This is a genomic window from Streptomyces sp. NPDC022910 (assembly GCF_055561075.1).
Genome location: NZ_JBVHHL010000110.1, coordinates 1 through 10,433, shown reverse-complemented (window position 1 = coordinate 10,433; position 10,433 = coordinate 1). Strand labels below are relative to the sequence as shown.

The following is a 10,433-nucleotide window of genomic DNA, read 5'->3' as shown; positions in this document are numbered from 1 at the left end:
TCACCCTCGGCTGGCCGATCGCCACCGGAGTCATCGAGGGCAGCTGCCGCTTCCTCGTGAAAGATCGCCTTGACGTGACCGGGGCACGATGGAGCCTTGACGGCGCCGAAGCCGTCCTCCTCCTCCGCGCCGTGATCACCAACGGGGACATGGACGCGTACTGGGCCTTCCATCTCGAGCGCGAGTACGAACGCACCCACGCCACCCGCTACCCAGGCCAACTCGCCCTCGCCGCATGACTCCCGCCAAGCTCACCTCAACGGAAACGCACCCGCGCTGCCTGACGGGTCGTATTTGGGACTACTTTGTCCCGAAGTAACTTGGGTGACGACGGGTCGGCGGGCGTGAGCCATGGGCTGGACACGGAGTTCGAGATCTGGCCTCATCCTCATCAGGTCGATCACGGGGGTCTGTCAACGTCGGCCAACGGCCCTTGCGCCTCGGTCGATCGTCCATTGAGGTCCGGCGCCGACCGCTGCTGTTCGCGCTTGTTGGTGTCAGCCACTGCACGCGGTCTTGACAAGTGCGGCTCTTCTCGCCGACCTGAACCACCAGTTTGGAAGGCCCCGTACACGGGTCGCGTCTGCCCTGCCCGGATGCTACCTAGGTATCAAGGACCAGCCGTTGGCAGGAGTTGGACCACACCGACCGAAGGGGACCCGTCGGTCTTGTAGAACGCGCGGACTCTCCATCGTCCTGCGGGCACGGGCACCGGGGCTTCGTCCGGCTGGCCCTGACCGGCCCGGACAAGGAGCACGCCGAGACATCGATGCTCGCCCTGCACCTTCTCCAGAGCAGTCTCGTGCACATCAACACCCTGCTGCTCCAGCAGGTGCTCGCCGAACCGGCCTGGGCGAAGAAGCTGAGTGACGAGGCCCGGCGCGGGCTGACCGCGCTGTTCTGGTCGAACATCAACCCGTATGGAACGTTCCGGCTCGACATGGACAAGCGGCTCGACCTGGGGCTTTCGGTCAATGTGCCCCGGCCACGCTCCCCCGAGTCCGCCTCAGCATTGCCGGGCTGAGCGCGTCGGTGGAAGGCGGAACTGACGCGTTACGGCTCGCCTTCCTGCGGGACCAGCAGGGCCGTGGCGACGCGTTGTGCCAGGGTGTGAACATCTTCCACGGCTCGGTGACTTTCGCCGCCGGTTCTGCCCCGGCCGGCCTCAGCCCACCGCCTTCTTGACAAGCGCGCTGATGCGCTCTTCGTCGGCCGCGGTCAGCTCCCTCACGGCGTAGGCAGTCGACCACATGGCGCCGTCGTCGAGTGCCGCCTGGTCGCTGAAGCCGAGCGTGGCATACCTCGACTTGAACTTCTCCGCACTCTGGAAGTGGCAGACGACCTTGCCGTCTCTGGCGTATGCGGGCATCCCGTACCAGAGCTTGGGCGCGAGGTCCGGAGCGGCGGTCTTGATGATCTCGTGGATCCGCTCGGCGAGGACGCGGTCCGCCTCCGACATCTCGGCGATCTTCGCGAGCACGTCCCGCTCCGCCGCCGCCTCCTTCTCCGCCCGGGACGAACCGCGACGCGCCGCCGCCTTCTTCTCCTCGCGTGCGTGCTCCTTCATCGCGGCCCGCTCCTCGGCGGTGAATCCGTTGTACTTCTCGGTGGTCGTGCCGGAGTCCTCGGCGGGCGACTTCGTGGACGGCATGGCAAGTTTCCCTTCGTGCAGGGTGAGGCAGGGCGGAAGTGCGAGGGCCGGGAGTCAGGACAGCGTGGGGGCGAGCGACGCGGCAGCCTCCCAGGCGAACCCGTCCGGGTCAGTGAAGGTGTCGTCGGTGCTGCCGAGGACGATGCGGTGCGAGCCGGTGCCGTCGGCGGGGACGCCGAGGTCCTTGGCAAGGGCACGGCGCTTGTACAGCGCCAGCTTGACGGGGCTGGACTCATCGGGGGCGAACTCGGCGTACTTGCCACCGAAGCTCTTGGCCACGGTCAGGCCCCGGCCAACGTAGAACTGCTTGGTGGCCTTCACGTCCTCGACGCCGAGCAGCAGGACGACCTCGTCGATCTCGCGGGTGGCGGGGCCGGTGTCCTTCTTCGCCGAGGTCGCGATCTTCCAGATCGTCCCGTCCGGGGCCTGGACGACGCCGCCGTAGCCCCACAGCGACTTCGCGGCGGGCTTCAGCACCGTGGCGCCGGCGTCCACAGCGGCGCCGACGAAGCTGTCGACGGTGGCCGGCCCGGACACCGTGAGCGCCAGGGTGAAGCCGCGGAATCCGGTGGAGTGCGCCTCGGACGCCCGCAGGCGTATGTACGTGTCCACGCCGAAGGCGCTGTAGAAGCGGCGGGAGGCTTCGGGGTCGGCCACCTCAAGGGTGACGGACGCGAGGGACGTGTTGGCTGCGGTGGAAGTAGTTGCCATGACCATCACGCTAGGGGCTGCGCGGCGGTCGGGGCTTCTCGATTCCTGACCGGTCTTGAGACTTGCTTCGCCACACACGCCGGCATCCCCTCCACCTTGATCGCCGACACCGCATCGCGGGCCGTACCCGCAGCATCAGCATGGTCGGCCGCCGCATCCGCCGCCTGGCGCCGGAAGGCCCCGGGCGGCATGCCGACCAGCTCGGTGAAGCGGGTGGTGAACGTGCCCAGCGACGCGCAGCCGACCGCAAAGCACACCTCGGTGACGCTGAGGTCGCCCCGCCGCAGCAGCGCCGTCGCCCGCTCGATGCGACGCGTCATCAGGTACGCGTACGGCGACTCACCGTAGGCGGCCCGGAACTGCCGACTCAGGTGCCCGGCGGACATGTTCACATCACGGGCGAGCGCCTCCACGTTCAGCGGCTGCGCGTATTCCCTGTCGATCCGGTCGCGGACGCGGCGCAGCCGCGCGAGATCAGCTAGGCGCTGCGCCTGGACGCGTGCACGCCGCCATTCAGGCTTACACATGAGAACCCTCCCCTTTGCCTTTCATCTTCCATTTCCATCGACGTCTTCGAGCGTCTGGGGTGCCCGCCGGGGCGGGCACCCCAGACGCTCGGTGGTGTCGACCGGCCCGCCGGACTCGACCAGCCGGTCGAGCAACTGCCGGACAATAGCGGGACGGAGTCCGGGCTCATGACCGGTTCAACGAGGACCCGGACGCGGCCCTGGCGGGCAACCGGCAGGGCAGGCACTTCCGCTCTGGTGCGCCGCCGCGTTCCTTATGGGTGGTCGCGATGTCGGTCCGCACGGCCGCATCGATACCCGCACAGCTCAGCGCAGTTCCTGGATGCGGACCAGGTTGCCCGCGGGGTCGCGGAACGCGCAGTCGCGGATGCCGTACGGCTGCTCGGTCGGCTCCTGGACGACCTCAGTATCACCGGCCTGCACCTTCTCGAACGTGGCGTCGAGGTCCGGGGTGGCCAGCAGGATCCAGCCGTAGGTGCCCTTGGCCATCATCTCGGTGATCGTGCGGCGCTCGTCCTCGGTGACTCCCGGGTCGGCGGCAGGCGGCGCCAGAAGGATCGACGTGCCCGGCTGACCGGCCGGGCCGACCGTGATCCAGCGCGTCCTGCCCTGCCCGACATCGCTGCGGACCTCGAAGCCGAGGACGTCGCGGTAGAAGGCGAGCGACGCGTCCGGGTCGTCGTGCGGAAGAGAAGTCGTGTGAATGGTGATGTCCATGACGAGCAGGCTAGAGGCGACTCCGTGAACCGCGCTTCTCGATTCCTGATCGATCCGGACACGCCGGGACGTTCACGGGCATGTCACGCGGAGCGCACTCGCTTCCCGCGACAGTGCACCCGACGCCCCGTCAGCCGCCCTCCAGGGACCCTGTCGGACAGTCCGACTAGTTCTTCTGGAAGTGATGCGCCAAGTCTCCCACCTCGGGGTCTTCCCTGCGGCGCCGATCTGGCCAGCGCCGACACGGTCACCGGCTGTCGTCGTCTGTCAACGTTGGTTCGCCTCGGACGGCCCGCAGACGGCCCGACGTCGCGCCATGTAGAACTGCGCCATGGACGTCCCGGATCTCCAGCGTGTACTCGACGAGATGTTTGATCATGCCCTGATCTATCACGGCTACGCCGACTACATGCGCGACTACGAACTGATCGTGTACATGGCGGCAGATCCGAGGACCGGCATTCCTCCGGCCCACTACCGGTACGTGTTCCGCCACTGCGTGGAGGCTGATGCCGTACCTCGCTGGCGCCCGCAACGTGGCAGGCCTCGTTGGATGACAGGCTCACAACGCACGAGACCGGCAAGGATCTCGATGGCTTCATCTGGGGCGTCAAGTGGCAGCCCCTCTATCCCGGCGCGACCATCGTTTCCGGGTCGGAGGCCGCTGCCCGGTGGGCGCAGGCCATCGGCATCGACTTCCACGAGGTGCGTACATGAGGACTGGGGGGACGGGCCTCCGAGGTACCTGCGGCCTGAGCGGGTCCGGCTCGCGGCGGAAGCCTTGCGGGCCACCGCCTATGCCCAGCTGATTAGCGGGGTGGATCCCGCTGAACTGATCAGCGCCGAGGTGTATCCGTTCGTAGGGGATGAGACCGGCTCGCTGGAGTGGGGGCGCACCTGGTACGACGACCTCACACAGTTCTTCGAAGCTGCTGCCAGGACGGACGACGCGATACTCGTCTGGCTGGACTGAGGGACCACAGCGGGCGAGATGCTGACGCCGCGAGGGTGAGCCGCTGGTTGAACGCAGGATTTAGATCCCCGTGGAGGTCGACCTGGGCCTGTTCCTCCCCTCAACGGGGTTGTGGGGGGGTGTCCTGCAGAACCTTCCGGCAGGGCTGGCGGGAACCCTGAGAGGCGCTGAGGTTCGCTTGCGGCTGCAAAACGATCAGGTACGTCAGATCCACCTTCTGTCCGGCCCCCACGACGAAACGTCTGTGTCCTTGCTCGGTGACGGAAAGGCTCCGTTCTGATCGTCGTAGTCGGCGATCAGAACGGGCCACGGATAACTGGCCACAGCGCGGCTCAACTGCCAGTAGCGCAAGCATTGTTGCCGACGCTTATATCTCCGCTCGCCTCCACGGCAGCGACCATGCCCGCCCGAGAGTCGTCGGCGCGAAGGGGTCACGAATCGATGGCTGCCTCGTCCTCAGTGGCGTCGGCCAGTAGGCGGGCCATCAGGGCCTGACCGTCCCCGCTCTTCAGGTCGTCAGGTCCGTAGGAGCGCTTCGGCCAGTACGCTCGCCCGTCGATCCACGGGACGCCCGTGGGTGATTCGTCTGTTCGGCCATGGAGCTCGAGGTTGCCGACGGGCTCGACGGGCAGATCGGCCGGCAGTCTGCGTGCCCCCATGAACCGACGCGGGGGCAGGGGCAGGGGCCTGAGTTCCAGCACCGTTTCGGGTTGGACATCGTTGCCACTACCGGCGGGGAACAGCACCAGCAGGGCTGATCCCGCCCCAGGGCGGGTCGTACAGCAGGGCATACCGCTTGGTCTAGGGACCGGGCGTACAGGCCGCACGGGCCAGGGCCCTGGCCGTGGCACCACCACCTCCACGGAGGCGGTACGCCCCGTGAATCATCAAGCCGACCGATATCAGGAGTCCGAGCACGGCCTGGGGCGCCAGCGAGGTGTCCCCGACCAGCGCGTAGATCGCCAGGACAAGAATCGTGAAGATCACGCCCCCGGACAGGGTGGACAGACCTGAGATCCTCCGCAAGGTCCGCACCCGCCACCACGGCACCTTGCGGACGTCTGCCTCCCGACGGCTGCGTGCCCTGGGCCTGGGTAGCCCGGCCTGGCGCCCTGCCTCTGCCGTGAACATCGCGTATGTGGGTGCGTCGCATCTGGGCGCCGGGCTCTCTCCAACGTCGTGCGACATCAAGCCTCCTTCACCGCGGATCCCGTCCCGCACCCCAAGTTGCCTTGATCGATTAGGACTTTAGACCTACGGGGGTTCCGCAGCACATAGCCTCCGTGGACATATCAGCAGGCTGTGGGCCTCCTGTGGGCATCCCCCGGCGACGGTGCCGCGTGCAGCGGGTAGACCTCGACCGGCCACGAAGAAAAGGGGCGGAAGGCGGCACCTTTCCACCGACCGCGTGCTGAGGTCCGCCGGTCGAGCCGAACGAACGGCTTGGCCGGCTGGCTTCTCCAGCCCACCTCACCTCAGCTCCCAGGCGAGTCAATGGCAAGTCCGACCCCGTCGATGCCTACGCCGCCGCGACCGCCGTCCTGTCCGGCCGCGCTCAAGGCCGGCCGAAGACCCGTGACGGCATCGTGGAGGCCATCCGGTCCCTGCGGGTGGTCCGCCGCTCCGCCATCAAGTCCCGCACCCAGACGATCAACCAGATCCGCACGCTCATCGTCTCCGCCCCCGCCGAGGTCCGGGAACGTCTGCGCGGCCTGCCCACCTACCAGTTGATTTGCTTGCCCGCTCTCGCCCTGGCGCGGACCTCGCCGACCCGACCTGCGCAGTCCGAACCGCACTGCGGCGTCTGGCCCGCCGCTACCAGCACCTCACCGAGGAGATAGCCGAGGCCGATGCCGAACTCGACCCCCTGGTCGCGCACGCGGCTCCCGGGCTGGTGGATTTGATCGGTGTGGGCACCGAGACGGCCGCCCAACTCCTGATCACCGCAGGCGACAATCCGGACCGGCTGAAGTCCGAAGCTTCCTTCGCCCACCTTTGCGGGGCAGCCCCCATCTCCGCCAGTTCCGGCCGGACCAACCGCCACCGCCTCAACCGCGGCGGCGACCGCCAGGCCAACCATGCCCTCCACACGATCGCCCTCGTGCGGATGCGCTACGACCCCCGCACACGGCTCTACGTCGCGCGACGCACTGCCGAAGGCATGTCCAAGAAGGACATCTTCCGCTGCCTCAAACGCTTCGTCGCGCGAGAGGTCTACAAGCATCTGACCAGCATGAAGATCCCACAGCTACGCCTCCTACAGGCCGCTTGACAATCTATAGGAGCTTCCTTGACGCCCTGGACCTCGACCGAACTCCGGCCGGACGTGAAGCGGCACCTCGACGCCTACTCCGGGTCCGGCCGAGACGGTCACGCCCCGGGGCGGTCGGCTCCGTCGCAGCAACTTCCGAGACGACTGGATCAAGGCCAGGAAGAAGGCGGGGATCACGGCAGACGTGCACTTCCACGATCTTCGGCACACCGGGAACACCCTCGCCGCGTCCGGCGCGAGCCTGCGTGAGCTGATGACCCGGATGGGCCACAGCACGCCCCGGGCGGCGCTGATCTATCAGCACATGGTCAACGGCCGCGACCGAGAGATCGCCGATCGCCTCGGCTCGATGATCCGCGAGACTCGGGGCGACGTGGACTCTTAGCGGACTTTCTGGCACGCGAGTGGCACGGCTGTGGTCACGCGTAAGGGCCAGTTCGAGGGGATCAAGCCTCTGAACTGGCCCTTCATCGTGTGCCCCCGGCAGGATTCGAACCTGCGACACCCGCTTCAGGAGTCGATCCGACTCCGTTCTGGCTGCTGCCGTCGGCTGGTGCGACGGCCGGACAGAGACGCTGATGTACGCCCTCGTTCGGCGTCGTTGATGTCAGCCGTGGATGTCAGAAGCCTTCTGATCCGTAGCTCTACAGAGATCGGTCAGTGGGGGTCATAGAGGTTGCCGCACGGTCCCTCGCAGTGGCTGGCGGTCATGGTCGGTCTCGGCGCTCTCCGGCGACAGAGTTCTTCAGGTGGTCATGTCACCTGAATGGCTGCCGTGATTCCCGACCATTCCGATCACGTGCCCGAGGGTCGTGGCAGCCCGCTCCGATGCTGCCCGAGCGCGGTCCCATAGCGGGCGGCGGTCAACGGCGCGTCCCGTCCGACGACACATGATGTGACGTCAGTCTGTATTTCGTGATGGGCTACTGAGTTCACGTCAGGCATTGATCTCACAGCCTCAAGGCAGGTTCGGCAGCCGCGTGGCGGCGCGGCGAACTGGTCGCTTCTTACTGCCCTCGGGAGATATCCGCGGAGGTGTCCCACACCCACACGAGGACTGTCCTGTTTGCACTTGAGTGAGCACTCTTAGAGTGATTTAAGTATGTTCATAGGTGTTTCTCATCGATCACCCCAGTTCACACCGAATTGCCCAAGGGGTCCCACCCCAGCTGCATGGATGTCTTCGGTGCCGTTGGGGCCGATCTCAGACAACCGATGGGCTGCGAAGTCCTTCCGGCGCATCCAGTCACACAGGAGGTACGTCATGAGCGCTTTCTCGATCTTCAACGGCCGCGGTGGCCGAGGCGGTTACGGCCGCCGCGGCGGCTACAGCCGCCGCAGCAGCTACGGCTGCCGCGGCGGCTACAGCTACAGCTACAGCTACAGCTACCGCAGGAGCTACGGCCGCGGTGGCGGCTACGGCGGCGGCTACTAAGCATCGCCACCTCACCTGAGGATCGTCATCCGGGGGGGCGACGGCGCGTCCCGTCCGTCGGCCCCCCTTCCGCAGCATGCCCCCCACCTGGCTCCCTCTCTGAGAAGGTGACCCCGCTTGGCGTACGCGACACACGCCGACTCGTCTCACATCAAGCCCGTGTCCCCGGCAGCCGAGGACAGTTCAGTGCCCCTTGCGGCGGCCGTGTCTTTGGCCGACGCGTTCCGCCGCTTCTGGCCATGGGCACGCCCCGACCGGTACCGGCTCGCCGCGAGTGCCATCCTCCTCATCGCGGGGTCCGCGGGTGAAGTCGCTTCGGTGTGGCTCTTCAAGAACCTGGTCGACCAAGTCCTGATCCCTCAACGGTTCACAGCGTTCCTGCCGCTGGCCGGGCTCATGGCCGCCGTGGCTGTGGTCGCGGCGCTGCTGACCTTTGCGGGCGAGTACCTGGCCACCTGGGTCGCCGAGCGCTTCCTCCTGCGTCTGCGCACCTCGGTCGTGGAACATCTGCACAGCCTGCCCCCCGACATCCTCCGAACCCGCAGGCACGGCGACGTGGTGGCACGGCTGACCTCGGATATCTCCCAGATCGAAGAGTTGGTGGCGTCCGGTCTGATCTCATCGGGCTCGGCACTGATCAGCCTGCTGTTCTTCGTGGCGGCTGCCTTCTATCTGAGCTGGCCGCTCGCCCTGGCGGCTCTCGCCGCGGCGCCGTTCTTCTGGCTCGCGGCCCGGCTGTTCAGCGCCCGCATCCATACCCTGTCACGCGAGGCCCGGCGGTGTGAGGGCAGCCTCACTGCCGTGGTCGAGGAGAGCCTCACCTGCTCCGCCCTGGCCCAGGCCTACAACCGACAGGCCCACGAGGTCGAACGGGTCCGCCGGGAGGGGGAGGCCCTGCTGCGCGCGGATCTCTCCACGGCACGAGTAGCACATCTGTACCCGTCACTGCTGCATGTGTTCGAAGTGGTGGGCGCCCTTGCCGTGGTGGGCCTTGGCGCCTTCGAACTGACACGGAACGCGCTGACCTTGGGCGGACTGCTCGCCTTCGCCGCTTTCCTCGCCCAGCTTTTCGGGCCCGTGCAGGAACTCTCCGGCCTGGCATCGGTGTTCGGCTCCGCCAGCGCGGGCGCCGAACGTGTCATCGAACTTCTCGACATGCGCTCCCCGGTCCGCGAGCGCCCCGACGCCCCTGCACTCGCCCATGTGCAGGGACGTGTTGACTGCCTGAGCGTTGCGGCGGTCTACCCGTCAAACCGGCGCGGACCGGTGCTGCGCGACGTCAGTTTCAGTGTCGCGCCTGGCGAGGTGCTCGCGATTATGGGCCCGAGCGGCGCGGGCAAGTCCACCCTCGCCAAGTTGCTGGTGCGTTTCATGGACCCGGATTCCGGATCGGTGCGCTTGGACGGAGTCGATCTCCGGGACGTGACGACGGCCTCGGTTCGCGCAGCGGTCACCCTGCTCCCCCAACACGCTCAGCTCTTCCATACGACCATCCGCGACAACATCGCCTACGGCCGGCCTCGAGCCACGATGGCGGAGATCATCCAAGCGGCAAAGGACGCCGACGCCCATGAGTTCATCACCGCCCTTCCCGACGGCTACCTGACCACCATCGGGGAAAACGGATTCCAGCTGTCCGGAGGCCAGAGCCGGCGCATCGCCATCGCCCGGGCCTTCCTCCGAGCGACCCCGGTCCTCATCCTCGACGAGCCAACCGCCGGCCTCGACCACCAGGCGGCCGCGCATGTCCTGGCCCCGCTACGGCGGCTCATGGCCGGTCGCACCACGATCCTGATCACCCACGACCAGGCCCTGGCTCAGCATGCGGACGCCATCCACACCCTGCACGGGCCAAGAGTGGAGGTCACTCGGATCCTGGAACACTAGTTTGGAAGACGCCGTATGCGTCAGTGGGTCAGTCGTTGGTATGGGCAGGAGGTCGGGCATGGGCTACTGGGTGTACGCGTTCTCGGGTTGTCCCGACGCCGGGAACTACCAGGAGATTGCGAATGAGGGAGAACCGGGCGAGGTCGTGGTGCGGGCGCGCCCGGGCCCTCTCTGTCAGCCTGTGGTGAGACGCCCTTCTGTGAACGTTTAACCTGAGAGGGCACGACAGGAGATTGCACACCCATGAGCAGTAGTGAACC

At 67.1% G+C, this 10,433-nt stretch carries 10 protein-coding genes and 4 pseudogenes; 8 read left to right on the top strand and 6 right to left on the bottom strand.

All coding sequences use genetic code 11. From position 1 onward, the window contains the following. Both ACZ3TS_RS41550 and ACZ3TS_RS41545 read left to right on the top strand, forming a co-directional pair. A pseudogene (locus tag ACZ3TS_RS41550) lies at positions 1-239 on the top strand (ISKra4 family transposase); the annotation flags it as partial. Positions 240-634: 395 nt separating this feature from the next. Beyond that, a complete protein-coding gene (locus ACZ3TS_RS41545; RefSeq protein WP_467628032.1) occupies positions 635-1,024 on the top strand; it encodes a Tn3 family transposase in 390 nt (129 codons plus the stop codon). Between the two features lie 141 nt (positions 1,025-1,165). Here the strand turns inward: ACZ3TS_RS41545 and ACZ3TS_RS41540 are convergent, their stop codons facing one another. The 4 genes from ACZ3TS_RS41540 to ACZ3TS_RS41525 form a co-directional block, all read right to left on the bottom strand. Beyond that, entirely contained in the window at positions 1,166-1,651 is a 486-nt protein-coding gene (locus tag ACZ3TS_RS41540) for an iron chaperone (protein WP_467628030.1), read from the bottom strand. Positions 1,652-1,705: 54 nt separating this feature from the next. Beyond that, positions 1,706-2,368, bottom strand: a complete 663-nt coding sequence (locus ACZ3TS_RS41535; RefSeq protein WP_467628027.1) for a glyoxalase — start codon at positions 2,366-2,368, stop codon at positions 1,706-1,708. Further along, on the bottom strand, positions 2,368-2,889 hold the full coding sequence (locus tag ACZ3TS_RS41530) for a helix-turn-helix transcriptional regulator (RefSeq protein ID WP_467628025.1): 522 nt from the start codon (positions 2,887-2,889) through the stop codon (positions 2,368-2,370). Before ACZ3TS_RS41530 ends, ACZ3TS_RS41535 begins: the two co-directional genes overlap by 1 nt. A 306-nt stretch (positions 2,890-3,195) precedes the next feature. Continuing rightward, entirely contained in the window at positions 3,196-3,606 is a 411-nt protein-coding gene (locus ACZ3TS_RS41525; protein ID WP_389580970.1) for a VOC family protein, read from the bottom strand. A gap of 331 nt (positions 3,607-3,937) precedes the next feature. Between ACZ3TS_RS41525 and ACZ3TS_RS41520 the strand changes: the two are divergent. Continuing rightward, positions 3,938-4,323, top strand: a pseudogene (locus ACZ3TS_RS41520) (YxiG-like protein). Then, positions 4,235-4,579 carry a DUF1877 family protein gene (locus ACZ3TS_RS41515; protein ID WP_467628035.1) on the top strand — a complete coding sequence of 115 codons (345 nt, stop codon included), beginning with the start codon at positions 4,235-4,237 and terminating at the stop codon, positions 4,577-4,579. The pseudogene ACZ3TS_RS41520 and the gene ACZ3TS_RS41515 overlap by 89 nt, the downstream one beginning before the upstream one ends. A 431-nt stretch (positions 4,580-5,010) precedes the next feature. Here ACZ3TS_RS41515 and ACZ3TS_RS41510 read toward each other — a convergent pair whose 3' ends face one another. Both ACZ3TS_RS41510 and ACZ3TS_RS41505 read right to left on the bottom strand, forming a co-directional pair. Continuing rightward, entirely contained in the window at positions 5,011-5,238 is a 228-nt protein-coding gene (locus ACZ3TS_RS41510; RefSeq protein ID WP_467628023.1) for a hypothetical protein, read from the bottom strand. Between the two features lie 142 nt (positions 5,239-5,380). After that, positions 5,381-5,605, bottom strand: a complete 225-nt coding sequence (locus tag ACZ3TS_RS41505) for a hypothetical protein (protein ID WP_467628021.1) — start codon at positions 5,603-5,605, stop codon at positions 5,381-5,383. A 458-nt stretch (positions 5,606-6,063) separates the two neighbouring features. On the opposite strand from ACZ3TS_RS41505, the pseudogene ACZ3TS_RS41500 reads away from it, so the two are divergent. From ACZ3TS_RS41500 to ACZ3TS_RS41485, 4 genes and pseudogenes are all read left to right on the top strand, one after another. Continuing rightward, positions 6,064-6,851: pseudogene (locus tag ACZ3TS_RS41500) on the top strand (transposase); the annotation flags it as partial. Between the two features lie 39 nt (positions 6,852-6,890). Continuing rightward, positions 6,891-7,236 (top strand): annotated as a pseudogene (locus ACZ3TS_RS41495) (tyrosine-type recombinase/integrase); the annotation flags it as partial. A gap of 879 nt (positions 7,237-8,115) precedes the next feature. Then, on the top strand, positions 8,116-8,286 hold the full coding sequence (locus ACZ3TS_RS41490) for a hypothetical protein (RefSeq protein ID WP_467628019.1): 171 nt from the start codon (positions 8,116-8,118) through the stop codon (positions 8,284-8,286). Positions 8,287-8,403: 117 nt separating this feature from the next. Beyond that, complete coding sequence (locus ACZ3TS_RS41485) at positions 8,404-10,173, top strand: ABC transporter ATP-binding protein (RefSeq protein WP_467628017.1); 1,770 nt, start codon at positions 8,404-8,406, stop codon at positions 10,171-10,173. Positions 10,174-10,433 lie beyond the last annotated feature (260 nt).

What these genes read in the sequence shown, in the direction of transcription:
- ACZ3TS_RS41510 (WP_467628023.1), bottom strand. Translation starts at nt 5,238, where the DNA reads ATGGGGGCACGCAGACTGCCGGCCGATCTGCCCGTCGAGCCCGTCGGC.
- ACZ3TS_RS41540 (WP_467628030.1), bottom strand. Translation starts at nt 1,651, where the DNA reads ATGCCGTCCACGAAGTCGCCCGCCGAGGACTCCGGCACGACCACCGAG.
- ACZ3TS_RS41525 (WP_389580970.1), bottom strand. Translation starts at nt 3,606, where the DNA reads ATGGACATCACCATTCACACGACTTCTCTTCCGCACGACGACCCGGAC.
- ACZ3TS_RS41535 (WP_467628027.1), bottom strand. Translation starts at nt 2,368, where the DNA reads ATGGTCATGGCAACTACTTCCACCGCAGCCAACACGTCCCTCGCGTCC.
- ACZ3TS_RS41530 (WP_467628025.1), bottom strand. Translation starts at nt 2,889, where the DNA reads ATGTGTAAGCCTGAATGGCGGCGTGCACGCGTCCAGGCGCAGCGCCTA.
- ACZ3TS_RS41490 (WP_467628019.1), top strand. Translation starts at nt 8,116, where the DNA reads ATGAGCGCTTTCTCGATCTTCAACGGCCGCGGTGGCCGAGGCGGTTAC.